Source organism: Humidesulfovibrio sp. (genome assembly GCF_030689645.1).
Taxonomy (GTDB): domain Bacteria; phylum Desulfobacterota; class Desulfovibrionia; order Desulfovibrionales; family Desulfovibrionaceae; genus Humidesulfovibrio.
The window spans coordinates 1-24,242 of the sequence record NZ_JAUYFU010000055.1 but is presented as its reverse complement, the minus strand read 5'-3'; the positions used below and the strand labels follow the sequence as shown (position 1 = coordinate 24,242).

General features: G+C 63.3%; 17 protein-coding genes. 10 read left to right on the top strand and 7 right to left on the bottom strand.

Annotated features, from left to right (window positions below; genetic code table 11):
• Together Q8O35_RS08775 and Q8O35_RS08770 are read left to right on the top strand one after the other, a co-directional pair.
• A partial coding sequence (locus Q8O35_RS08775) for a cation-translocating P-type ATPase (RefSeq protein ID WP_305572328.1) occupies positions 1-2,341 on the top strand: 2,341 nt, incomplete at its 5' end.
• 251 nt (positions 2,342-2,592) lie between these two features.
• Positions 2,593-3,141: a hypothetical protein gene (locus Q8O35_RS08770; protein WP_305572326.1), complete on the top strand. Its 549-nt coding sequence runs from the start codon at positions 2,593-2,595 to the stop codon at positions 3,139-3,141.
• Positions 3,142-3,310: 169 nt separating this feature from the next.
• On the opposite strand, the gene metG is transcribed toward Q8O35_RS08770, so the two are convergent.
• The 4 genes from metG to Q8O35_RS08750 all read right to left on the bottom strand — a co-directional run bounded on the left by metG (position 3,311) and on the right by Q8O35_RS08750 (position 8,488).
• Positions 3,311-5,275, bottom strand: coding sequence for a methionine--tRNA ligase (gene metG, locus Q8O35_RS08765; RefSeq protein WP_305572324.1), 1,965 nt, complete (start codon positions 5,273-5,275; stop codon positions 3,311-3,313).
• A 135-nt stretch (positions 5,276-5,410) separates the two neighbouring features.
• Positions 5,411-7,021 (bottom strand): regulatory iron-sulfur-containing complex subunit RicT, encoded by a 1,611-nt coding sequence (gene ricT / locus Q8O35_RS14845; RefSeq protein ID WP_371133115.1) that lies wholly within the window; start codon positions 7,019-7,021, stop codon positions 5,411-5,413.
• An 89-nt stretch (positions 7,022-7,110) separates the two neighbouring features.
• Positions 7,111-7,509, bottom strand: coding sequence for a response regulator (locus Q8O35_RS08755; RefSeq protein ID WP_305572322.1), 399 nt, complete (start codon positions 7,507-7,509; stop codon positions 7,111-7,113).
• Positions 7,510-7,645: 136 nt separating this feature from the next.
• Positions 7,646-8,488 (bottom strand): MBL fold metallo-hydrolase, encoded by an 843-nt coding sequence (locus Q8O35_RS08750; protein WP_305572320.1) that lies wholly within the window; start codon positions 8,486-8,488, stop codon positions 7,646-7,648.
• A 188-nt stretch (positions 8,489-8,676) separates the two neighbouring features.
• Between Q8O35_RS08750 and ilvN the strand changes: the two genes are divergently transcribed.
• From ilvN to Q8O35_RS08730, 4 genes are read left to right on the top strand one after another with little or no spacing between them, the layout of a single operon-like run.
• Positions 8,677-9,168: an acetolactate synthase small subunit gene (gene ilvN / locus Q8O35_RS08745; protein WP_305572317.1), complete on the top strand. Its 492-nt coding sequence runs from the start codon at positions 8,677-8,679 to the stop codon at positions 9,166-9,168.
• 3 nt (positions 9,169-9,171) lie between these two features.
• Positions 9,172-10,104 carry a phosphate acyltransferase gene (locus tag Q8O35_RS08740; RefSeq protein ID WP_305572315.1) on the top strand — a complete coding sequence of 311 codons (933 nt, stop codon included), beginning with the start codon at positions 9,172-9,174 and terminating at the stop codon, positions 10,102-10,104.
• Positions 10,101-11,225: a butyrate kinase gene (buk, locus tag Q8O35_RS08735; RefSeq protein WP_305572313.1), complete on the top strand. Its 1,125-nt coding sequence runs from the start codon at positions 10,101-10,103 to the stop codon at positions 11,223-11,225. Before Q8O35_RS08740 ends, buk begins: the two co-directional genes overlap by 4 nt.
• Entirely contained in the window at positions 11,222-12,061 is an 840-nt protein-coding gene (locus tag Q8O35_RS08730; RefSeq protein WP_305572311.1) for a potassium channel family protein, read from the top strand. The genes buk and Q8O35_RS08730 overlap by 4 nt, the downstream gene beginning before the upstream one ends.
• A gap of 12 nt (positions 12,062-12,073) precedes the next feature.
• On the opposite strand, the gene Q8O35_RS08725 is transcribed toward Q8O35_RS08730, so the two are convergent.
• On the bottom strand, positions 12,074-15,397 hold the full coding sequence (locus tag Q8O35_RS08725) for a PAS domain S-box protein (protein ID WP_305572309.1): 3,324 nt from the start codon (positions 15,395-15,397) through the stop codon (positions 12,074-12,076).
• 379 nt (positions 15,398-15,776) lie between these two features.
• Positions 15,777-16,235, bottom strand: coding sequence for a large-conductance mechanosensitive channel protein MscL (gene mscL, locus Q8O35_RS08720; RefSeq protein WP_305572306.1), 459 nt, complete (start codon positions 16,233-16,235; stop codon positions 15,777-15,779).
• Positions 16,236-16,498: 263 nt separating this feature from the next.
• On the opposite strand from mscL, the gene Q8O35_RS08715 reads away from it, so the two are divergent.
• Both Q8O35_RS08715 and Q8O35_RS08710 read left to right on the top strand, forming a co-directional pair.
• Positions 16,499-18,943: an EAL domain-containing protein gene (locus tag Q8O35_RS08715; protein WP_305572304.1), complete on the top strand. Its 2,445-nt coding sequence runs from the start codon at positions 16,499-16,501 to the stop codon at positions 18,941-18,943.
• 24 nt (positions 18,944-18,967) lie between these two features.
• Positions 18,968-19,600 (top strand): LysE family translocator, encoded by a 633-nt coding sequence (locus Q8O35_RS08710; protein WP_305572302.1) that lies wholly within the window; start codon positions 18,968-18,970, stop codon positions 19,598-19,600.
• Here Q8O35_RS08710 and Q8O35_RS08705 read toward each other — a convergent pair.
• On the bottom strand, positions 19,584-21,407 hold the full coding sequence (locus Q8O35_RS08705) for a SulP family inorganic anion transporter (RefSeq protein ID WP_305572300.1): 1,824 nt from the start codon (positions 21,405-21,407) through the stop codon (positions 19,584-19,586). The genes Q8O35_RS08710 and Q8O35_RS08705 overlap by 17 nt on opposite strands.
• Positions 21,408-21,551: 144 nt before the next feature.
• Between Q8O35_RS08705 and Q8O35_RS08700 the strand changes: the two genes are divergently transcribed.
• Both Q8O35_RS08700 and nifJ read left to right on the top strand, forming a co-directional pair.
• Positions 21,552-21,728, top strand: coding sequence for a hypothetical protein (locus Q8O35_RS08700; protein ID WP_305572298.1), 177 nt, complete (start codon positions 21,552-21,554; stop codon positions 21,726-21,728).
• A 58-nt stretch (positions 21,729-21,786) separates the two neighbouring features.
• The coding region (gene nifJ, locus Q8O35_RS08695) for a pyruvate:ferredoxin (flavodoxin) oxidoreductase (RefSeq protein WP_305572296.1) at positions 21,787-24,242 on the top strand (2,456 nt) is incomplete at its 3' end.

Here is a 24,242-nt window from a genome sequence, read left to right as displayed (position 1 = left end):
CTTCGTCTTCGTGGTCATGGGCATCACCATTGTGCAGGAACGCCGCACGGAGCGCGCCCTGGACGCCCTGCGCGACCTCTCCAGCCCACGCGCACTGGTGCTGCGCGACGGCCAGCAGCGGCGCATCGCCGGACGCGAGGTGGTCCGGGGGGATCTGCTCCTCATTTCGGAAGGCGACAGAGTTCCTGCGGATGCGGTTCTGCGCCAGGCGCTCAATCTCTATGCCGACGAGTCCCTGCTGACGGGCGAATCGGCGCCGGTGCGCAAGGGAAGCTCCGAAATAGCCAGTCAGACAGGAAAACCCGGCGGCGACGACCTGCCCGATGTTTTCTCCGGCTCGCTCATCACCAGAGGACAGGGCCTGGCCGAGGTGGTGGCCACCGGCGCGCGCACGGAGCTTGGCAAGATCGGCAAGGCGCTTCAAACCATCGAGCAGGAGAAGACGCCCCTTCAGAACGAGACAGGCCGCATGGTCAAACAACTCGCGGCCATCGGCCTGGGGCTCTGCACTGTGGTCATTGTCGCCTATGGCCTGACGCGCGGCAACACGCCGGAGAGCTGGGTTCAGGCGATGCTGGCAGGCATCACCATGGCCATGGCCGTGCTTCCTGAAGAATTCCCGGTCATCCTGACAATCTTTCTGGCCCTTGGCGCATGGCGCATCTCCCGCAGCCGCGTGCTCACCCGGCGCATGCCCGCCATCGAAACCCTTGGCGCGGCGACGGTGCTGTGCACGGATAAAACCGGCACCCTCACGCTCAACCAGATGACCGTGCGGCAACTGCACGCAAACGGCCAGACCTTTGTCGCGGACGATGACGCGACTCTACCGGAAGCATTCCACACGCTCTTGGAATACGGCGTGCTGGCCAGCAAAAAGGAAGTCTTCGATCCCATGGAGCGCGCTTTGCGGCAACTGGGCGACGCCCACCTGGGCAAGACGGATCATTGGCACGAGCAATGGGAAATGGTTCGGGACTACCCTCTTTCGCCTGAGCTTCTGGCCCTGTCCCACGTTTGGCGCGCAGCGGACGGGGAGTATTTCGTTGTGGCCGCAAAGGGCGCGCCTGAGGCCATTGCAGAGCTGTGCCACCTTGAGGAGGAACAGACTGAAGTCATGATCGATCAGGTGGGGCGCATGGCCCAAAAGGGCCTGCGGGTGCTCGGCGTGGCGCGGGCCCATTGGCCCAAAGGCCAGCTGCCACAGGAGCAGCACGATTTCATCTTCGAATTCCTTGGCCTTGTTGGCCTGGAAGACCCCATCCGCGCCACTGTCCCGGCAACGATCCAGGAATGCTACACAGCGGGCATCCGGGTCATCATGATCACCGGAGACCACCCAGACACGGCCCGGAGCATCGCAAGGCAGATCGGGCTGCGAGCCCAGGAGCATGTGATAACCGGACCGGAGCTGGACGCCATGAGCGACGAGGAGCTCACGCTGCGCATTCCAGGCGTCGACGTATTCGCCCGCGTGGTGCCAGAGCAGAAGCTGCGCCTGGTTAACGCGCTCAAGGCCAACGGTGATATCGTGGCCATGACCGGAGACGGCGTCAACGACGCCCCGGCGCTCAAGGCCGCGCACATCGGCATCGCCATGGGCGGAAGGGGGACGGACGTAGCGCGCGAGGCGTCAGCCCTGATCCTGCTCGATGACGATTTCAGCTCCATCGTGCAGGCCATCCGCCTGGGTCGCCGCATTTACGACAACATCAGAAAGGCCGTGGGATACACCCTGGCCATCCATGTGCCCATCGCCGGACTGTCCATGATCCCGGTGTTCTTCGCCGACTGGCCGCTCTTGCTGCTGCCAGTGCACATTGTGTTTCTTGAACTCATCATCGACCCGGCCTGCGCGCTCATTTTCGAAGCCGAAGACGCCGAAAAGAATATCATGCTCCGCCCCCCGCGCAAGCCCGACGAGCGGCTGTTCAATGCGCGGGTGCTGACTGTCAGCGTGTTGCAGGGCTGCGGCGTGTTGGCGGCGTTGCTGCTCATGTACTGGGCGGCAGGGGTCCTTGGACAGGGGCAGGAGGATTCGCTGCGCTCCTTCGTCTTCGTCACGCTGGTGGTTGGCAACCTGGGGCTGATTCTGACCAACCGCTCTTGGGTTCGCAGCATGGTCAGCATGTTTCGAGAGCCCAACGTTGCGCTCTTCTGGGTGGTCGGCGGAGCCATGGTGATGCTGGGCCTGGTGCTGAACGTCCCGGCCCTTCGCGGCCTGCTCCACTTGAACGCGCTGCGGCCAATGGACCTTGGCCTCTGCGTTTTGGCCGGCGTGGCAAGCATCGGATGGTTTGAGGCCTTCAAATTCTGGCGCAGGAGACAACAGTCAGCATGAAGGCGGCTAGCCGCCACGCACTGACAGTGCCTATTTCAAAAACCGAAGGAATCGCTCTTCCCGCTGGTTCATCTGCGCTGCTGATTTTGTGAACAGCGGCCCAGAACTGTGCGACCAGATAAAGCATTCCTCCGCGCCTTCGGCGGACAGCATCATGCGGCTACGGCACACTCGGCCTTGGCGGCCCATGCCTGGAGAATTTGCATACGCAGGCGTCTGCGGATAACAAGCACAACTTATGGAGAAGCATCATGAAGAAAAGTTTAGCAATTGTTCTTGTAGCACTCACAATGTCGTTATTCGGATGCTCAAGCGAAAAAGCGCCGGAGCAGGCGCAGCAGATTCCGAGCATCACGCTTTCGCAGAGTGAGAAAGATGCGCTGGTCGCATATTACAAAGATCTCTTAAGCATCGAAAACCTTGCTGGCAAAGCCATCAAGGTGGCCGAGGATGAGGTTGTGAACGTCATCAAGGGGGGTGAGGGCTCCATCACCCTGACGTCCATCATCGACAAGGCGAAGAATGAAAGCATCCGCACGGTCGAGTCGCTGACCAAGGCGAACGTTCCCGACATGCTGCCCCCAGAAGCCAAAAGCTTGCTGAGTGAAACCAAAAACGACTTGGCCGCCTCCTATAAAGCGCATGCAGAGTCCTTTGAATCTATCAACACCTTCATCGCGGAAAAAAGCCCCATGGCCTTGCTCGAATACCGCAAGAAAAGCGCCCAAGCCCAGGAATTGTTCACCAAGGCTACAGACAAGTTGAACCAGATCATGAAGGCCGCTGGAGTGCCCCAATAATCCAAGACTGTAGGCAACGCCGCAAAGCCCACAGGTCATAATCAAAGCGAAGTGGCGTCCTCCTGCGGTTTTACGCTGGAGAACGCCACTTCGCGCTATGGGATTCCAAAGGACGCATGTCCTTTGGCGGGGTGCAGGGGCGGAGCCCCTGATTCTCTTCTCTGTTTCCCTATGCCACCTTGCCGCCGTCATCGACGGCCCCGGCTGCGGTCAGCAGCCTCGTCACCTCGGCGTCCTTGGCCACCAGGATCATGCCCTGGCTCTGCACGCCGCGCAATTTGCGCGGAGCCAAATTGGCGACTACGACCACCTGCTTGCCCACCAGATCCTCAGGGCTGAAGCGGTCAGCCAAACCGGCGACCACCTGCCGCGGCTCGGCCTCGCCCAGGGCGACCTTGACGACCAGCAGTTTGTCTGCGTCCGGGTGTTTCTCCGCAGAGACCACGGTGCCCACGCGAAGGTCAAGCTTCTGAAAATCCGTGAACTCGATGTTTTCGAGGGGTCCAGCCGGGGCCTGGGGCTCCTTGGGCGCTTTATCAGCCTTGGACTTCTTCGCCTCCAGGGCAGGCGCTTCCTTGGCTGCTGGCGGCGTAGGCTCGGGCAGCTCCACGCGCGGGAACAGGTTGGAGGTGGCGGCCACGGCCACGCCGGACTCCAGCACGCCCCAAACCTCGGGTTCCTTAGGCAGCACGATCTTGTCCAGGTCAAAGGGCATGCCCAACTGCTCCAGCATCTTCACGCTGGCCTCGGGCATGACGGGCCACAAGTGCACGGCAACCTTGCGCATGTGCTCCAGCACCACGTACATCACCGTGCCCAAACGAGCCATCTGCTTGTTCTTGTAAAGAGTCCAGGGAGCGGTCTGGTCGATATATTTGTTGAGCGCACGCACAAGCTCCCAAAGTGACTCCAGGCCGCGGGCGGTGCGGAACTCCGCAAAGTTTTCTTGGAAACCCTGCATGGCTTCAAGCCCCAGATGCTTAAGCTCGGCGTCTTCCTGAAACTCCTCGGCAGGACTTGGAACCTTGCCGTCGAAATACTTGTGGGTCATGGCCAGGGCGCGGTTGAACAGATTGCCCAGGTCGTTGGCCAGGTCGGCGTTGAGCCTCCCAACAAGGGCCTCTTCCGTGAACGAGGCGTCTGAGCCGAAGGCCATCTCGCGCAGCAGGAAATAGCGGAAAGCCGAGGCGCCGTAAGTGTCCACCATGCGCTTGGGCTCGACAACGTTGCCCAAGGACTTGGACATCTTCGTGTCGCGCACCAGCCAGTAGCCGTGCACGTTGAGGGACTGGTAGGGTTGCAGGCCTGCGGCTTTCAGCATGGTGGGCCAGAACACGGCGTGGGGCTTCAGAATGTCCTTGGCCACGATATGGTTGGCGGCGGGCCAGAACTTCTTGAACTTGTCGCCGCGCGGGTAGTTGAGGGCGCTCACGTAGTTCAAGAGCGCGTCGAACCACACGTAGCAGACGAAATCCGGGTCAAAGGGCAGCTCGATGCCCCAGGTGAGGCGGCTTTTGGGGCGGGAGATGCACAGGTCCTCAAGGGCGCCGGACTCCAGCAGGCTCAGCACCTCGTTTCGGTAGCGCGCCGGGCGGATGAACTCCGGGTGCTCGTTGATGTGATCGATGAGCCAGCCCTGATATTTGGACATGCGGAAGAAGTAGTTCTTCTCCGCGATGTACTCCGGCTTGGTCTTGTGGTCCGGGCACATGCCGTCCACAAGCTCCTTCTCGGTGTAGAAGCGTTCGCAGCCGAAGCAGTAATGCCCGCCGTATTCGCCAAAATAAATGTCGCCGCTCTCGTAGACCTTCTGCAACACCTTCTGCACGGTCTTGATGTGGTCCGGGTCCGTGGTGCGGATGAACTGATTGGGCTTGGCCCCAACAACGGGCGCAAGGTCCCGGAACAGTCCGCTGATCTGGTCGGCGTATTCCTTGGGCGACTGCCCGGCGGCCTCGGAGGCCTTGGCGATCTTGTCGCCGTGCTCATCCGTGCCGGTAAGGAAGTAGGACTCATCACCCATGAGGGTGTGAAACCGGGACTGCGCATCCGCCAGGATGGTGGTGAAGGCGTGCCCCAGGTGGGGCTTGGCGTTGACGTAGAAAATGGGGGTGGTGACGAAAAAGCGGTTCACTTTGCTACTCCTGAAAAACGTTTGCCGGGCGGCGCCGCAATCAGCTCAAGACCGCCCGGCCCTCTGCGGCCCTCAATGGGCCGCATTGCGCAGATATGATGCGAATATGTGTGGTCGATGTCTCGCGCTGTACGATTACGCCGGCTTGGGTCCCCTGCTCTTGCGGCGCTTACGGCGGGGTCTGGTGCGCTCACGCGCCTCGCCTTCGACGCCCTCTGGCTGGGCCTGCCCCTCCGGGCGCGGTTCCTTCCTTGGGGGCTGCGCGCCTGCTGGCGCGGCTGCAGGACTTTCCGGGCGCTCGCCCCGTTCCGGGCGCTCAGGCCGTTCGCCCCGTTCCGGGCGCTCCGCCTTTTCGGGCCTTGCGCCGCGCTCCGGTCGAGCGGGACGCCCAGTGGACACGCGCCCAGTGGACCTGCCCGAACCTTGCCTACCCTGGGGTTCCTGGGGCGCGACTTCAGGCTGGGCATCGCCCGGCTGACGGTTCAACATGTCCTTCCATTCTTCCAGGGTGAACTCGCGTTCGCCCACATCCTCCACCCAGACCGAGATGGACTTCTTGAAGAAATTGGCGCGCAGCACCTTCACGGAGCCGATGGGCGTCTGGAGACGCTTGCCGATCTTAGGGCACTGCTTGTGGAACTCCTCGTACCCCTTCTGCTCGTAGCTCAGGCAACACAGAAGCCGCCCGCAGATTCCGGAGATCTTGGCCGGGTTCAGGAACAGATTCTGCTCCTTGGCCATCTTGATGGTCACCGGAGCAAACTTGCGCAGAAACCGGCGGCAGCAGCAGACCTGCCCGCAGTTGCCGATGGCCCCGATCATCTGCGTCTCGTGGCGCACTCCGATCTGGCGCAGCTCAATGCGGGTGTGAAACTCGCGCACAAGGCTCTTGATGAGTTCGCGAAAGTCGATGCGGTTGGGCGCGGTGAAGAAGAAGATCATCTTGCTGCGGTCGTGCAGCACCTCCACGTCCACCAGCTTCATGTCCAGGTTCTGGGCGTTGATGCAGCCCCGGCAGAAGGCGAAGGCCCGGCGGGCCAGGCGGCGGTTCTCCGCGTGGACCTCCAGATCGCCCTCGGTGGCCAAGCGGGAGATGGGCTCCAGACCGCTGGTGCTGTGGGGAATGGGCTGCGTGGTGGCCTGGTCGCTGGCGAACAGGGCCACAGGGCTGTTGGAGCCGTGAACGGGCTCTGCCGCCGCAGGGCCGCCGGAAAGGATCTCCGGGCCGCCGGAAAGGCCGTCGTCATGCCGGGCCGCAACGGTGGCGGCGGGCGGAACAAGGGCGGCATCTACAGAAAGGTCGTCCGCCGGGGCTGGAGGCCAACTGGACTCGGCGGCCCCCCCGAAAGGATCCGCAACAGGATCAGCGGCCAGGGGGTCGCTGGGATCGCCGGGCATGCAACCGGGCTCCTCTTCGGGCAAGGGCTCACCCCACTGCGCCGTGGCGAAGCCGTCCTCAAACGGGGCTGGCTGGTCCGATGCCGACTGGGGAGGGGCTGGGGCACCGGAGGGCTGTGCAGTTGCGGGGGGGGCATCCTGCCCAACCAGCCGGGCCTGGGCGTGCGCCACAGGCTGGGCCAGCGGCAGCGTGCCGTCCGGGGTCTTGATGGTAGCCACGCGGCCAAGGGCCTGGCCCTGGTCAGTCTCCACAAGCACGTGCTGGCCTATGCGCAAAACATGAGCGCCGGAGGCGAAATAGCACACCGGTCCATGATCGCTGAACTTGATCCCAAGAATTTGACTCATGCACCTTCCTGCCGGGAGCGCAGCGCTACCCGACGCGGCTTGCTGTAGCCGACTTTTGCGCGAAATTCAAACACTGCCGCGCGTGGGTGTCAGCCCAGAAGCCCGTGATCGCGGAGTTCGACCATGAGCCGAACCTCCTCGATGGGCTTGACCAGGAAACAGTTGGCCCCTCCGAGGAAAAAGGCCTCGTTGGTTTCCCGGTTGTCCTCAACCATGCTCACCACAAAAACCACGCACCGGGCCGCATGGTCAACGCCCTGCTCGTCCTCAAGGGCGCGCATTTCCTGCAAGGCCTGCTGGCCGTCCATCTCAGGCATCACGAGATCCAGGCACACGAGATCGTAGGGGCGGCCATCCTCAAGCGCCTTCTTGAAGGCTCCGACGGCTTCTTCTCCGTTGACGGCGATGTGGCATTCAGCCACGGCCCGGAGCATATCGTGCAACACCACCCGGCTGTAGAAATCGTCATCGACAATGAGTGCGCGCATATCACTCTCCCCTTGTCTGGATGCTTCAATGGCCGCCTCATGCGGCAGGTGCAGGTGTGGCACGTATGAGGGGAGAAATCAAGTGCCGCAACGGTTTGCCCCCTGGCGGCCCAAGGGGTTGCGCAAGGGTGACAGCTCAACCGGAGAGGTCAAGGCTGAAGCCTTGGAAGAGCGCCAGGCAAGCCGGATCGCCCGGAGAAGAGAGAAGCCCCCGGCAGCACTCAAGAAGCTTGTCCTGGGCCTCATCCGTGCGCTCCTGGTTGTGATGAAAAAGCCCCAGAGTCTTGACCCCGGCCTCGCGGGCCAAGAGCGCGGCCTCGGCATAATGCGAGTGCCCCCAGCCGCGCCGCTGCGAGTATTCCTCGGGCGTGTACTCCGTGTCGTGGATGAGCAGGTCCGCGCCCTGGCAGAAGGCCACGTACTCCGCATAGCCCAGCCCGCCGCGGTGCCGCAGAGACAGCTCGTTGTCCGTCAGGTAGACGATGCTTCTGCCGTCCTCTTCAATACGGAAGCCAGCGCAGCCATTCGGGTGAGAGGCGGCGATGCGCCGGACGCGAAGGCTGTCCACCTGCAAGGTCTCATCCTTGAACGCGAGGACAGAAACTGTGGCAGGCACCTTGACCAGCGGCACGGGAAAAAATGGCGGGCGCAGCGCCCGGGCCAGCACACGCTTGAGATCGCGCTGCGCGCCACGGCTGCCGCCCAGGCGCAGCTCGGTCTTTGGATTGTACAGCGGCTTAAAAAACGGCAACCCCTGAATGTGGTCCCAGTGGTAATGGCTAAAAAGCAGGGTCAGGCTGTGCCGGTTCTGGCGCGCCAGCTCGCAGCCAAGGGCACGAACGCCCGTCCCCGCGTCGAGGATGAGGATTTCATCGTTTTTCGAACGGATTTCGACACATGCGGTGTCGCCACCGTAGCGCAGATACTCCGGCCCGGACACGGGAATGGAACCGCGCGCACCCCAGCAACGGATCTTCATGAGGGTCTCTCGCCTCCATGCGCGGCAGGGAATTGATTCAAAAATTCCATTCTCGTACTTACCTTGGACGGAGAGCAAAGGCAAGGACATGGGGAAGCTGCGCCCTTGCTTCCATGCCGGTTTTCGGTAACATTAAACCAGCAATCAATGAAGGTATTCCCGCGCCACAAGCCAAGGAGCCAAACACAGTGAAACACACAATCTCCGCCCTGGTGGCCAACCGCAGCGGCGTTCTTGCGGACATGGCCGAGGAATTCAAGCGCCGCGGCCTGAACATCCGCAGCATCTCCAGCGGCGAGACGGAAAAACCCGAAGTCTCGCGCATGGTCATCTGCTTCGAGGCCCCGGACGAACTCACCGGCGACGATGCCAACGGCCTTATGGAAGCCGTTGGCCGCATGCCCTTCGTCATCCAGGTGGATGATCTTTCGCGCCGCGAGTTCGTGGACCGCGAGCTGGTGCTCATGAAGGTGCAGCGCGACGGGGAAAGCCTGTCGCAGCTCATGCAGATCCTGGAGGTCTTCCGCGCCGGGGTGGTGGGCCTGGGCGAAAAGTGCATCACGGTGGAGCTCTCCGGCGATTCCGAACGCGTGGAAGGGCTCATCCGCATGCTCTCGCCCTTCGGCATCCTGTCCATGGCCCGCACGGGCAAGATAGCGCTCAAGCGCGGCGATGAGTAGCCCGTGAAATGCCTGGACGACATCATCCGGGCGGTGCAGGCGCATGGCAGCACCATGCGCGTGGCCATCGCGCCCTGCGCGGAACGCTTTGTGCTCCGCGCCGCCCTGGCTGCGGCAGAGGCGGGCCTGGCGAGTCCGGTGTTCATCGGCGACCGTGGGCGCGCCTGCGCCGCGGCGGAAACCCTGTGCCCCAACTTCGCGGACTTCGAATTTGTAGACTGCCCGGACGACAATGAAGCAGTGGCCCTGGCCGTTGACTACTACCGCCAAGGCAAGGTGCAGTTCATCATGAAGGGGCTGGTGTCCACGGCGACGCTGCTCAAGGCCGCGCTGGCCAAGGGCGCCGGGCTTGTGTCGCCGGGCGGCATCGTGAGCCTTGTCTCCGTCTTCGACGCCCCGAACCAGCATGATTCCCCCCGGCTCATGCTGCTCACCGACGCCGGGGTGAACATCCGCCCCAACCTCCAGCGCAAGATGGACATCATCAAAAACGCCCTTGGCGTGGCGCGCGCCCTCGGCATCCGGCAGCCGCGCGTGGCAGTGCTGGCCGCGACGGAGAAGGTCAACTTCCCGGCCATGCCCGCAACCCTGGACGCGGATCTCCTGTCCAAGATGGCGGCGGATGGAACCTTTGGCGACGCGCTGGTGGCCGGGCCGCTTGCCCTTGATCTGGCGGTCTCGCCAGCCTCGGCCAAGCTCAAGGGCATCGACAACCCCGTGGCCGGGCATGCGGACATCCTGCTCACCCCGGACATCGAGTCCGGCAACATCCTGCACAAGGCGCTGAGCACCCTGCTGAACATCCCGCTGGCCAGCGTGGTGGTGGGCAGCAAGGCGCCTGTGGTGGTGCCTTCGCGCGGGGATTCCGAGCGCTCCAAGTTCGTGTCCATCGCCCTGGCCGTATACCTCGCCCAGCAAAACGGGAGCCCGGCATGAGCAGCGCAACCAAACCGCGCATAAGCCCTCGGGTCTTGTGCATCAATCCCGGCTCCACCTCCACCAAGCTGGCGGTGTTCGAGGGCGACAAGCTCCTGTTCAGCGAGGAAGCGCGCCATCCTAAGGATGACCTCAACGCCTGCTGCGGCATTCAGGCCCAGCTGCCCATGCGCCGCATGGCCGTGGAGCAGGCGCTCTTTCGCCACGGCTGCTGCACGGCCTTCGACGCCGTGGCCGGACGCGGCGGGCTTTTACAGCCCCTGCCCGGCGGCGTCTACGCCGTGGATGACATTATGCTGGACGAACTGTCCAGAAATGCCCACGGCGAGCACCCCTGCAACCTGGGCGCGCCCCTGGCTTTGCTCTTCGCCCAGGCCTCCGGCTGCCCGGCCTATGTGGTCGATCCCCCGGTGACGGACGAACTGCGCGACATCGCGCGCATCACCGGCCTGCCGCGCATCCGGCGGCGCACGGTGTTCCACGCCCTTTCCCAGCGCATGGCCGCCAGACTGGCGGCGGAACAGGTGGGTGTCCGCTACGAGGACGCCAAATTTGTGGTGGCGCACCTGGGAGGCGGAGTGAGCGTGGGCGCGCACGACCGCGGACAGGTGGTGGACGTGACAAACGGCCTGGACGGCGAAGGCCCCATGAGCGCCGAGCGTGCAGGATCGCTGCCCGCCCTGGTGCTGGTGGAGATGGTCCAGAAGGGCGCGGACCCGGCCCTGCTGCGCCGCGAGATCCTGACTGCGGGCGGCCTTTACGCGCACACGGGCACAAACGATCTGCGCGAAGTGGAAGAGCGTTTCCGCGCGGGCGAGGCCCATTGCGGAGAGGCCATCCAGGCTCTGGCCTATGGCGTCGCCAAGTCCATTGGCGGCATGGCGGCTGCGCTCTTTGAGGAAACGGCGGATGGCCTGGCAGCGGTGGTGCTCACCGGAGGCATGGCCCGCAGCGAGTATCTCGCAGGCGAGATAGCCCGCCGGGTGCGCTTTCTTGCGCCGGTGCTGGCCCTGCCGCAAGTGGACGAACTGCTTGCCCTGTCGCGGGGCGCGCAACTGGCTTTGGCAGGCCGCGAGACAATCCGCAGCTACGCTGCCCTGGTCAAAGGAAAAGTCGAATGAAGCTCGATTCCGGCCAGCAGCGCGTGCTGGTGTCCATAGGGGTGATGCTCACGGTGCTGATCTGCGGCACCCTGGCGCTGATGCACGTGGAGGGGCTGCCCCTGGGCGACGCGCTCTATTTCAGCGTGGTCACCATGTCCACCGTGGGCTACGGCGACGTTGTGCCCTTCACCGGCGCTGGCAGGTTCGTGGCCGCCTTCATGATCCTCACCGGCGTGGGCTCGTTCATGTCCGCCATGGCCGCCACTGCGGACCACCTGCTCTCCCGGCGCGAGCAGCGCGAGCGCATGGAAAAGCTGAACATGGTCATCGGCGTGTTTTTCAGCGAGGCGGGCACCACCCTCATGCGCAAGTTCACCGCCCTCGACCAGGGACTTGCGGAACTGCGCGCAACCCTGCCCCCGCAGCACGACTCCTGGACCGACAAGAGCTTCGCCCTCTACTCCAAGGCCCTGGCGGCCCACCGCTTCCAGGTGCGGGCGGACGCGGAGGCCCTGGCTCGCATCAAGGCCTTCCTGGCCGAGAAGAGTCCGCTTCTGGTGCGACTGCTGGAAAATCCCAACCTGCTGGAGCACGAGACCTTCACGGACCTGCTCTGGGCCGTGCTGCACATCAAGGAGGAGTTGGAGTTCCGCTTCGACCTGACGGAGCTTTCTGCGGCGGACCACACCCACGTGCATGGCGACCTGGAGCGCGCCTACCGCCTGCTCGCCAGCCAATGGTTGGCCTACATGCGCCACCTGAAAACCAACTACCCTTACCTGTTCATGACCGCCGCCCACCGCAACCCCTTCCAGGAGCCGGAAACCCAGGAAGCGACGGTGCTGGTGCCATAGCGGCCTAGAGCTTTACGGACGGGGCAGACGCACGATGAGGCTGGTGCAGCCTGGCACGGAGGTGTCGAGGTCCACACAGCCGTTCTGCGCCTCGGCAAAGAGCTGGGCCGAGTAGGTGCCAAGGCCGGTGCCGCCGGACTTCCCGCTGGTTGCGTACTTGTCGAAGAACCGCTCGCGCACAGGCTCCGGCACCTCTCCGCAGTTGCGGATGACGATGCGCGAACACTTGCCCTGCTCCAGTTCTACCAGCACAGCCTCTCCCGCAGGCGAGGCGTCTAAAGCATTCTGCACCAGATTGATGAGCATGGGGCGGCACAGGCGCTCCTCGCCCCAGACCAGGAACATGCTATCCTGCGTCAAAGGGCCTCCGCACAGGCTCACCCGGATATCCACCCGCTTGACCCGCGCGGAATCCCGCAGGATGCCCACAATCTCGCGCAGCAGGGGCGCCAGGTCGCACGCCGCAGGGGCACTCTCGTACTGCCCCCGCTCGATTTTCATGAGGTCCAGGGACATGTCCACCTGCCGGAGCATGGTGCGTCCGCTGTCCTCGATGAACTGCAGGATCTCCACCTGCTCCGCATTGAGGTTGCCGTCGTCCTTCAAAAGTTGCGGCAGGTTGATGATGCCATTGAGCGGAGCCTTGAGGTCGTGGCGGATGATGTTGTCGATGTCGGACTTGAGCTGCTCCAGCTCCATGCGCTGCGTGATGTCCTGGATGAAGCCCGAGAGCAGGCGCACGTCCCCGCCATCGGCCCGGCGGCCCATGAAGCGCACCCAAGCCTGCGGCCCAACGCCGCGGCTCAGCTTGAGCTCCAGATCGAAGCCCTCGCCATGCTCCTCCGCCCGCAACAGGGCGGCGCGGAACCCTTCACGCTCTTCCGGGTCCAGAAAGTCCTGGCAGGTCCAGAGGTCAGGCATCTCGCCACCGGGGTAGCCCAGCAGCCGCCCGGCCTCATCAGTCCAACTGCCCTCACGCGTGTCCAGGTTCACGGTGAACCCGCCGATACGCGCCATGGCCTGCGTTTGCCGGAGCAGCTCGCGGCTCTGGGTCAGCTCGGTTTCGGCGCGCCTGCGCTCGGTAATGTCTCGGATGACCACGATGGTGCCCATGAACGCCATGTCCTGCCACAGCCCGCAGGAGGAGAGTTCGAAGCTGCGGCAAGCCTCTCCCCCCCGCTCTGCCGCCTTGGGGATGAGCCGAAGATTCAGGTTGCGGGTGGAGCGCGGCAACTGGCGGCGCTCATTGATGAGTTTCGGCGGATCTTCCTTGCCGCGCGCACCGCCCACAAAGTGGGGCAAGACCTGGTCCCGGTCGTGGGCGCGCAGATCCTCCGGATGGAAGAACCGGCTGAAATGCTGGCCGCGCAGCTCCTCCGGCGTATAGCCGATGAGCGCTTGACTGGCGCAGTTGACCTCCATCAAGCGCCCCTGCGGGTCGATGAGCCAGATGAGGTCCGGCGAGGTCTGGATCATGATGCGGAACTTCTCCTCGCTCTGGCGCAGAGCCTCGCGCACGCGCTCCAGATCCGTCACGTCGCAGGATATGGTGCCCACGCGGTCCGGCTTGCCGCTGGCGTCGCGCAGGGGGAACTTGATGGCCACGAAGTGCCGCGCCTCGCCGCCCACAGTCAGCGGGCGCTGGTAGGTCATGGGCTTGTCCTGGGCCAACACCTGGGCGTCCTCCGCCAGGATGCTCCGGGCCACTTCCACCGAAAAAATCTCATCCACGCGCCTGCCGACCACAGGCAGCGACAAGGAGTGGACCTCCTGGTGCATGCGGCTGGAAAGCAGATAACGGCCCTGTGCGTCCTTGACGCTGATGAGTGCCGGGGAGTGCTCAAGCAGGGCTTGCAGCTTCTCCTGCTTGGATCGCAGCTCCTGCTCCATCTTCTTGCGCGGGGTGATGTCGGAGACCATGGCCTCGTAGTATGCAACCACGCCTTCGACTGTGCGGATGGCCCGAGCGTCCATGGACAGCCACACTTCAGCGCCGCTGGCGTGCTTGGCCGGGAACTCCAGGCAGGACACCGAGCCTTCACGGTTCAGCCGCTCCAGCACCTCACGCCGGTGCTCAGGCACGGCGAATACGTCCCTGCCGATGTCGCCCACGCGTTGCATCAGTTCCCTCGGCTCCTTGTAGCCGAGGAGCTGGGCCATGGCTTTGTTGGCGTCGCGGATGCGCCCTTCGGGCGTGGCCTGAAAGATGCCGGCCACTGAGTTCTCGAATATCTCCCGATACTTGATCTCAGCATCCGTAAGCTGTGCCGTGCGGTCCTCCAGCACTCCGGCCATATGGTCAAAAGCCAAGGCCAGCTCGCCTAGTTCCCCGCCACCGGTGGACCCGATGCGGTGGCTGTAATTCCCCTCCGCAAGCTTCCGGGTGGCAGCCCACAGGGTCTTTACGTGACGCAGAACCAGCGTGTTGCTGAAAATCCAGGTGACGAGCAGCACAACCCCGCACATGAGGCCAATGAATCCCAGATTGCGCGCCAGGGCGCGGTCGGCTGCGGCAAAGGCAACGTGGGCAGGCATGCCCACCCGAAGAAACAGGCCGCGATCCTGCCCGGCTGTCAGCGGGGATAGGAAATAAATTCGCGCTACCCCATCCACGCCCTTTGTCTCCCAGGTGTCCTGGCCCAGGCGGAGCAGCTCGGGCAGCAAGGAGTCGGCCCCTGGGGCGCTGCGGCCAACGGCCGCCGGGTCATCTGGAAAACGCGCCAGGATGGTTCCGGTGCGGTCGATGATGGATGCCGTAGCGCCTTCCGGCAGGGGCTGATCATCCAGAATGTCCTGCAGGCTCTCCAGACGCAGCCCCAGAGTAAGCACAAAGCGAACCTCGCCGCCGGGGCCCGTCGCGGGGAAGGCCAGAGGCAACTCTGCCGAGCCGTCGGAAGGGTCCACCTGAAAATGGCCGATGACAAGGGACTTCGCCGTCAGCGCCTTGCGAAACCAGCCTTCGGTCAGAAGCGGTCCAGGCCCGACGCCGGGAGATGATGAGCAAAGGGATTGTCCATCCGCGCGGGCGATGCCGATGCGATGGTGCCGGGATTGCTGCAGGGAATCGATGATGCGGGCGCAGGCGGCTGGGTCTGGCTCCTGTCCCTGGGCTAGCTGGACCGCCTGCCGCATAAGCTGGCTCGTCTGCTCGATGAGGGCGTTGCCCGATGCCGCATAAGCCCTGGTCAGGCGCCTGCTGTTCTCAACGGCAGCGGTCTTGGCCAGTTGATAGTCTTCCGCAGCCATGTACAAGGCGATGAAGAGCACCGGCAGCATGGCCAGCAGAACGATGACGAGCAGTCGGGCCTTGAGACCCTTGAACATGCAGAGATGCATGGGGGGAACCTCCGCCTACAACAATAGACCTTGGCAATTGGCTTGGGCAAAAGCAGGCGACATCTTCAACGAAATGCCCCCTGCGCGATCAGCGCCATGCGGAATTTCGCCCAAAAGCAGAGAAGTTGGCAAAACCACCGCAACAGTCAAAACAGATCAACTATATCAAGCGCCACTTCAAAAAAACAAAGAACGCAATACAACCACAGCACCGGGCCTTTATTAAGCATAAAGCTAAATGAGTAAAAACTGCAAGCAATTAACGCTATGACGCACATAGCGCCATCTCATTCACGCAAAGCCACTGTTAAACAAGCCGCACAGCCAGAGAGCCCCCCTGACGGCAGGCCGCAAAAGAACAAGCGCTTGGCAGCAGTGCTCAGTCTGGAAGTTCAGACGTGCAGTGCGGGCAGCGCACGGCCTTGAGGCTGATGTTCATGGCGCAGAATGGGCAATCGCGGTTGCTGGGCGCGGCCTGCGGCTCCTCCTTCTTCTGCATGTCGCGCAGACGATTCACGGCGCGGACCACTAGAAAGATTGCCAGAGCAACGATGAGGAAGTTGATGACAGTGTTGGCGAAGAGCCCCAGGTTCAGCGTTACGGCCCCGGCCTTCTTGGCCTCGGCCAGCGCTGCATAAGGGCCGGGCACCGCTCCTTCACGCAATATCAGGTACAGGTTGGAAAAATCCACCCGGCCCAGCAAAAGCCCGATGGGCGGCATGAGCACATCGTCCACCAGGGACTTGACGATGCCACCGAAGGACGCGCCGATGACAATACCCACGGCCATGTCCACCACATTGCCGCGCATTATGAACTCTCTAAAATCCTTAAGCATAACATCCTCCACACAAAGCATCCGTCTCGCGGCGCATCGCACCGACATTAAACTAGCACGCTCTGCTGCCTGGAGTCCAGACCAGCGCAGGCCATCATCACAAGAGCTTCTGCTCACCCCTTTGCTTTTATGCACGATGGTGTTATGCGGAAGCAACACCATCTTCCAACATGCAGGTGAGCATGCGCACCAAACCGTCCCCCCAAGCGGTGAGCAGCAAGCAGCAGTTTCCGACGCTCTCCGGCGTAAGGCCGGAGACGAATATGACAGCGCGGAGCCTTGCCCGCATTCTCGACACCCTCACGCTGCCCGTCTTCGCATCAAATCAACGGGGCCTCCTGGTTTACGTGAATCAGGCCGCCTGCCGCGTGCTGGACAAACCGGCCGAGGCGCTGCTGGGCGCGGAGGAAGCCCTGTTCTTCCCGCCGCAGGGTCAACGACGCGATGACGACCTTGAGTGCGTGCTGGTGGTGAATGGCCGCGAGCATGTGGTCTACGTCATGCGCGAAACCCTGCCAGACACAGCCCGGCCGGCCAAGCTCATCGCCGGGCACGTCCTGGACATCACCGCCCTGCGCGACACGGAACTCGCCTGCGCCCTGCACCAGAAACGCCTGGAAGCCCTGGTGGACAACCTGCCGCTGCTGCTCCACGCCCACGACGACAATGGCCGCATCGTGTTCTGGAACCGGGAGTGCGAGCGCGTGCTGGGCTACCCGGCCTCCGAGGTGCTGGGAAGGGTGGACATATTTGAGCGTTTCTACCCCGACCCACACTACCGCGAAGCTGTGCGCGCTTGGCACAACGAACCCGATTGCTTTCAGGAGCGCGAAACCCTCATGCGCGCCAAGGACGGCAGCAAGCGCGTCATCGCCTGGAACCAGGTGCGGCAGGCGCAGCCCGTGGTCGGCTGGTCCTGCTGGGAGTCCGGCGTAGACATCACCATGCGCAAGGCCGCAGAGAGCGCCCTGCAAGAATCCGAGCGCCGCGCCGACACCCTGTTCCAGGCCTCGCCACTGGGCATTCACTTCTACCGGCTCGCCCCCGGCGGGCGCCTTGTGCTCAAGGCCGCCAATCCGGCTGCGGACAAGATCCTGCACCGCGACCACGCCCAGCTTGTGGGCCAGCCTCTGGAAGCCGCCTTTCCTGAGCTGTCCTCGCCGGAGTTGCGGGAGCGCATGGCGCACACCTGCACCCACGGTGAGGCATGGAAAACCGGCCACACCGACTACCGCGACGACCAGATCGCCGGAGCCTTTGAGCTGCATTGCTTCCAGACCGAGCCCGGCGTGTGCGCCTGCATGTTCATTGACCACACGGAACAAAAACGTCTGGAAACGCGCCTGCGCCACCAGGCCCTGCACGACCCGCTCACCGGCATCGCCAACCGTTCCCTCTGCGTGGAGCGCATCGACACCGCGCTGCAGCGCGTGCGCCGCAGACCCGACTACCGCTACGCAGTCATCTACCTCGACCTGGACCGCTTCAAGCTCATCAACGACACCATGGGCCACGCAGCGGGCGACGCAGTGCTGGTGGAGATAGCCAGCCGTCTGCGCGCAAGCGTGCGCGAACTGGACACAGTGGCCCGCATGGGCGGCGACGAGTTTGTGGTGGTCATGGAGGAGTTCGACTCCTACAAGCGGCCCATCCAGGCCATCCGGCGCATCCACGAGGCCATGGCCGTCCCCATCCCTGTGCAGGGGCAAGACATCACCATCACCGCCAGCATAGGGCTCGCGCTGGGGCAAACCGCAGCGGCCAGCGCCGAGGAGGTGCTGCGCAACGCCAACCTGGCCATGCATCGCGCAAAATCCATGGGCCGCAACCGGGTCAAGAGCTTCACGCCCTCCCTGCTGGCCCAGACCCTCAAAGTGGTGCGCCTGGAAAACGAGATGGATCGCGCCCTGTCGCGCGGGGAATTCTATCTCGAGTTCCAGCCCATCATCCAGATCGGCGTGGGTCAGCAGCTCTTCGGGTTCGAAGCCCTGGCGCGCTGGAAACACCCGGAACGCGGGCTCATCATGCCCGGCGAGTTCATCCCCATCGCCGAGGAGTCCGGCAAAGTGGTGGAGCTGGGTTACTGGGCCCTGCGCGAGGGCTCGCGCATCCTGAACCGGTGGCGCGAGCGCTATCCACACCTGAAAGACGCCATGCTTTCAGTGAATCTTTCGCCTCAGCAGGTGCCTAAGCCGGACTTCCTGCCGCGCGTGCGCGAAATATTGACAGAAACCGGCCTGCCCGCCCGAAACCTCAAGTTCGAGGTGACGGAGACGGCGCTGATGCAGGGCGGCACCATGGTTCTGAACAAGCTTGAGGAACTGCGCGACATGGGCGTCAGTTTCTCCGTGGACGATTTCGGCACCGGGTATTCCAGCCTGGCCTACTTGACCCGCCTGCCGCTGGACCACCTGAAGATAGACCTGTCCTTCGTGCGCATGCTGGAGTGCGGAAAGGAGAACCTGGAGATCGTGCGGGCCATCATCCAACTGGCCACGAGCCTGCGCATGGACGTGGTGGCTGAGGGCGTCGAGACCCTGAGCCAGCAGGGCATTCTGCGCGACCTGGGCTGCGAGTACTTCCAGGGCTATCTCTTCGCGCGGCCCCTGGGTGAGGGAAAGGCCGAGGAATTCCTGCGCCGCTTCGACATGGCTCTTGGCCCCGTGCCCAGCGCCCTGCCGAACTCAAACCCCGAGAACATGCCCTAGGCTCCGGCCCGGCAACGCCCCTCCATGATCGACGGACCCGCCACAGCAGCCCTCACGGGCGCGGCCCTGGGCCTTTCCGCCGGGCTGTCCCCTGGCCCGCTGCTGGCCCTGGTCATCGTACAGACACTCACTTACTCCGTGCGCGAGGGCGCGAAGGTCGCCGCCTCACCCCTGCTCACAGATCTGCCCATCGTGCTCACGGCTCTGGCCCTCACCGCCGGGCTTTCCAGCCACCCGCAGCTACTGGCTCTGCTCACCCTGTGCGGCGCGGGCTACCTGTGCAAATGCGCATGCGCCAGCCTGCGCTTCCGCCCGCAGGCCGCAGCACCGGCGCAAATCCGGCCAAAATCTTTGCGAAAAGGCGTGCTGGCCAACCTGCTGAGCCCGAGCCCGTATCTGTTCTGGGGAAGCGTAGGCGCGCCGCTGCTGGCCCAGGCCTGGGACGCTGGCGCCGCCGCGGCTGCGGCGTTTCTGGCGGGATTCTTCGGCTGCCTCATCGGCGCCAAGGTGCTGGTGGCCTGGCTTACCGGGCGCTTCGGGCCGCTCATGGGCAGCCCGGCCTACGCGCTGGTCATGCGCGCACTCGGCCTCATGCTGCTGGGCTATGCCGGGTGGTTCGCGTTCTCGGCCTGGCGGCTCTTTACACACTCGACTTAAGCGGCAGATAGTGCTCGCCGCCGGGCATGCGCTCGCATTCGCGGAACACGCGCAAATGGCAGCAGGCGCAGCGCTCCGGGTCCAGGCGCTGCACCATCAGGGCGATGGCCTGGCCCTCGGACTCAAAAATGTGCTCCCCGCCCAAACGCTTCAGGCACATGCCGCGCTTGAGCACCTCCCGCACATCCGTCTTGAGCGAGCAGAAGAACATGTCCCGGCCAGAGAGCTTGAGGCTCAGGGCCTCGTTGAAGAGCATGTGGCAGCCGCTGGCGTCGATGAAATTGATGCCGCTGCCCACGATGAGGATGTGGCACTGCTCCGGGAAGGTGTTCATGATGCGGTGCAGCTCCTCGGAGATGTGCGTCACCGCGCCGAAGAAGATGCTGCCGTCCAGGCGCAGAATCTTGAGCTGCGGGCACTCCTTCACCGGCTTGCGCTCCACGTTCACCAGCGGCCTGCGCAGGTTGTCCGGGTCCGGCGCCAGCACCACGAAGCTCGGGTGCGAGGTGCGCTTCAAGTACATGAGCAGCGACAGGATGACGCCGCAGAAGATGGCGAACTCCATCTGCACGAACAGCGTGGCCAGGAAGGTCACGACCAGCACCCCGGCCTCGCTTTTGTCCGTGCGCAGGATGTGCCGGATGCCGTGCTGGTCCACAAGGTTCACCGCCACAAGCAGAATGACGCCGCTCATGGCAGCCAGAGGCAGATAAGCGGTAAGCGGGGCCACAAGCAGCACGATGGCGGCCAGCAAAAGCGCTGAAAACACCGCAGCCAGGGGCGTCTTGGCCCCGGACTCGAAATTGAGGCCCGTGCGCGTGAACGACCCGGACGAAGCATAGGCGGAAAAGAAGCTGCCGATGACATTTGCCAGGCCCTGGCCCACAAACTCCTGAGAATTATCGATCATCTGCTGCGAGCGCGCGGCCACGGCCCGCGCGATGCTGACGGCCTCGGCCAGACCCAGCATGGCGATGGCCAACGCTCCTGGCACCAGCAGGCGCACCTCGTCAAAGCCCGGCACGGGCAGGGAAAGCGGCGGCAAAACATCGGGCAGCGCGCCCATGAGGGTGACCCCGTGGGCAGCGCCGTTCACAAGATGATTGCCGACGCTGGCGGTCAGCATCGCCATGAGCAGCGCGGGAAGCCTGGGGTTCAGGCGGCGGATGGCCAGAGCCGTGAGCATGGTGCCCGCGCCAATGGCCGTGACGTAAGGGTTGAAATCGGGCAACTGGGCGATCAGGCGTCCCCAGGCGGCCACGACAGAGCCTCCTCGCGGCAGCGTCAGGCCGAAAAAGCCGCCCAACTGGCTGGTGGCGATGAGAATGGCCGCGCCAGCAGTGAATCCCGTCACCACAGAGTGCGACACGAAGTTCACCACTGCGCCCATGCGAGCGAGGCCCAGGCCCAGCTGGAACAACCCGGCCAAAAAGGTCAGAGTGAGCACCAGACGGATGTACTCCGCGCTGCCGGGATCGGCGAAGTGGCTGACGTTGGCCAGAATGACCAGCGAAATTGCAGTAGTGGGGCCGGAGACGAGGTGGAGGGACGAACCAAAGAGCGCGGCGATGACCACCGGGACCATGGCAGCATACAGGCCGTACTGCGGCGGCAGCCCGGCAATGGCCGCAAAGGCCACGCCCTGAGGCAGCACGATGACCGCGCCGGTGAGCCCGGCCCAGAGGTCGGCCTTCAGCGTGCGCCTGGTGACTTTGGGCCACCAGGAAAGAAACGGCAGATAACGCGGCGCGGCTTCACTGGCCTTTCGCCAAGCGGTTTTTGGCTGCGGCAGTTCACACTGTTCCATGGTTCCCCGCTGAACAACGATTGCTTTTCCTATTCGTGAAAGAACTAGCGCAAACAATCATGGTTCGCCAGTTCAATTTTCCTTAAGCCATCCTGCTACGTTAAAAACCGAGCGTGATGTCCGCAAAAACAGACAACGCGACGCATGAAGATCCGGGCACATGGCTTTCCTCACATTCGCGCTTTGCCTGATTTTTCGGACAATTTTCAAGAGGACTTGCCGCCACTGCCCGAACACAAGGATAACCACCTGAAAACAAAGTACAACTACCTGCATGTTCCTTTTGGCACACAAGTTGCGAAGTCCGACGAATTCATCTAGTCTCAGTAATACGCTACCAACAAGTTCAAACCTTCCATCTGAAAAGAGGGATACAAACATGGCGAAGAAAATGAAGACCATGGATGGCAACACCGCCACTACTCACGTGGCCTATGCCATGAGTGAGGCTGCGGCCATCTACCCCATCACCCCCTCGTCCACCATGGGTGAGATTGCCGACGAATGGGCGGCCAAAGGCCTCAAAAACATCTTCGGCCAAGTGGTGAACATCCGCCAGATGCAGTCCGAGGCGGGCGCGGCGGGCGCGGTGCACGGCTCGCTGGCCGCCGGCGCGCTCACCACCACCTTCACGGCCTCCCAGGGCCTGCTGCTCATGATCCCAAACATGTACAAAATTTCCGGCGAACTGCTGCCGGGCGTGTTCCACGTTTCGGCACGCGCAATCGCGGCCCACGCGCTGTCCATCTTCGGCGACCACCAGGACGTCATGGCCTGCCGCCAGACAGGCTTCGCCATGCTGTCCTCCTCCTCTGTGCAGGAGTGCATGGACCTGGCCCTGGTGGCCCACCTGTCCGCCATCGACTCCAGCCTGCCCTTCGTGCACTTCTTTGACGGCTTCCGCACCAGTCACGAGGTCCAGAAAATCGAGGTCATCGACTACGAAGACATGGCGAAACTGGTCAACCACGACAAGATCGCCGAGTTCCGCAAAAAGGCAATGAACCCCGAGCACCCGAACCTGCGCGGCACCGCCCAGAACCCGGACATCTACTTCCAGGGCCGCGAACGCGCCAACCCCTATCACAACGCCGTTTGCAAGATCGTGATCGAGAACATGAAGAAAGTGGCCAAGATCACTGGCCGCAAGTACAAGCCCTTCGACTACGTTGGCGCTCCTGATGCCGAAAACGTGGTCGTGGCCATGGGCTCCGGCTGCGAGACCATCCAGGAAGTCATCAACGCCATGGTCAAGAAGGGCAAAAAGGTCGGCCTCATCAAGGTGCGGCTGTACCGCCCCTTCGACGCGGCCAGCTTCTTCGCCGTGCTGCCCAAGAGCGTGAAGAAGATCACCGTGCTTGACCGCACCAAGGAACCGGGCGCGCTCGGAGACCCCCTGTACCAGGACGTCTGCGCGGCCTTCATCGAACGCGCCACGACCATTCCGCAGCTCATCGCCGGACGCTACGGCCTGGGCTCCAAGGAATTCCGCCCCAACGCGGTCATGGCCGTGTACAAGAACATGGAAAAATCCAAGGCCAAGAACCACTTCGTGGTGGGCATCGAGGACGACGTGACCATGAGCAGCCTGCCCATGGGCCCGACCCTGGCGACCACGCCAGAGGGCACAGTGCAGTGCAAGTTCTGGGGCCTGGGATCCGACGGCACGGTGGGAGCCAACAAGAGCGCCATCAAGATCATCGGCGACAACACCCCGCTCTACGCCCAGGGCTACTTCGCCTACGACTCCAAGAAATCCGGCGGCATCACCGTCTCGCACCTGCGCTTCGGCAAGAAGCCCATCCAGTCCACCTACCTGGTGGATTCGGCGGACTTCATCGCCTGCCACAAATCCAGCTACGTGCACATCTACGACGTGCTTGAGGGCATGAAGCCCGGCGGCACCTTCCTGCTCAACTCCACCTGGAGCACCGCAGCCGACATGGAGGCCAACCTCCCCGCCGCCCTGAAGCGCACCCTTGTGGACAAGAAAGTCAAGCTCTACACCATCGACGCGGTGAAGATCGCCGCTTCCGTGGGCCTGGGCAACCGCATCAACATGATCATGCAGACGGCCTTCTTCAAGCTGGCCAAGGTGCTGCCCATCGACAAGGCCATTGCCCTGCTGAAGGAATCCATCAAGAAGGAATACGGCAAGAAGGGCGACAAGATCGTCAAGATGAACGTGGACGCCGTTGACCAGACGCTGGCCAACCTCATCGAAATCCAGGTGCCCGCCAGCTGGGCCAAGGCCATCGACAAGGACTCCAGCGCCTCCAAGGTTCCGGCCTTCGTCGAGAACGTCATGCGGCCCATTCTGGCCCAGAAGGGCGACGAGTTGCCCGTCAGCGCGTTCAACCCGGACGGCTCCTTCCCCACGGCCACCAGCCAGTACGAAAAGCGCGGCGTGGCCATCCTGGTGCCCGAGTGGATCAAGGACAACTGCATCCAGTGCAACCAGTGCGCCTTTGTCTGCCCTCACGCCACCATCCGCCCGATTGTGGCCACCGCAGCCGAGATGAAGAAAGCCCCCAAGAGCTTCGAGACCCTGCCCGCCCAGGGCAAGGAATTGAAGGACCTGGCCTTCCGCATCCAGATCAACACCCTGGACTGCATGGGCTGCGGCAACTGCGCCGACATCTGCCCCGCCAAGACCCCGGCCCTGGTCATGAAGCCCCTGGAGAGCCAGACCGAACTCCAGGTGCCCAACCAGGTTTTCAGCGAAACCGTAAGCCTCAAGGGCGAACTGGTGAAGCGCGAGAGCCTCAAGGGCAGCCAGTTCCAGCAGCCGCTGCTTGAGTTCTCCGGCGCCTGCGCGGGCTGCGGCGAGACCCC

Coding starts and splice junctions, on each gene's coding strand:
- Q8O35_RS08770 (WP_305572326.1), top strand. CDS start 2,593: ATGAAGAAAAGTTTAGCAATTGTTCTTGTAGCACTCACAATGTCGTTA.
- ricT (WP_371133115.1), bottom strand. CDS start 7,021: ATGAGTCAAATTCTTGGGATCAAGTTCAGCGATCATGGACCGGTGTGC.
- Q8O35_RS08755 (WP_305572322.1), bottom strand. CDS start 7,509: ATGCGCGCACTCATTGTCGATGACGATTTCTACAGCCGGGTGGTGTTG.
- Q8O35_RS08750 (WP_305572320.1), bottom strand. CDS start 8,488: ATGAAGATCCGTTGCTGGGGTGCGCGCGGTTCCATTCCCGTGTCCGGG.
- buk (WP_305572313.1), top strand. CDS start 10,101: ATGAGCAGCGCAACCAAACCGCGCATAAGCCCTCGGGTCTTGTGCATC.
- Q8O35_RS08730 (WP_305572311.1), top strand. CDS start 11,222: ATGAAGCTCGATTCCGGCCAGCAGCGCGTGCTGGTGTCCATAGGGGTG.
- Q8O35_RS08725 (WP_305572309.1), bottom strand. CDS start 15,397: ATGCATCTCTGCATGTTCAAGGGTCTCAAGGCCCGACTGCTCGTCATC.
- mscL (WP_305572306.1), bottom strand. CDS start 16,235: ATGCTTAAGGATTTTAGAGAGTTCATAATGCGCGGCAATGTGGTGGAC.
- Q8O35_RS08715 (WP_305572304.1), top strand. CDS start 16,499: ATGACAGCGCGGAGCCTTGCCCGCATTCTCGACACCCTCACGCTGCCC.
- Q8O35_RS08710 (WP_305572302.1), top strand. CDS start 18,968: ATGATCGACGGACCCGCCACAGCAGCCCTCACGGGCGCGGCCCTGGGC.
- Q8O35_RS08705 (WP_305572300.1), bottom strand. CDS start 21,407: ATGGAACAGTGTGAACTGCCGCAGCCAAAAACCGCTTGGCGAAAGGCC.
- Q8O35_RS08700 (WP_305572298.1), top strand. CDS start 21,552: ATGAAGATCCGGGCACATGGCTTTCCTCACATTCGCGCTTTGCCTGAT.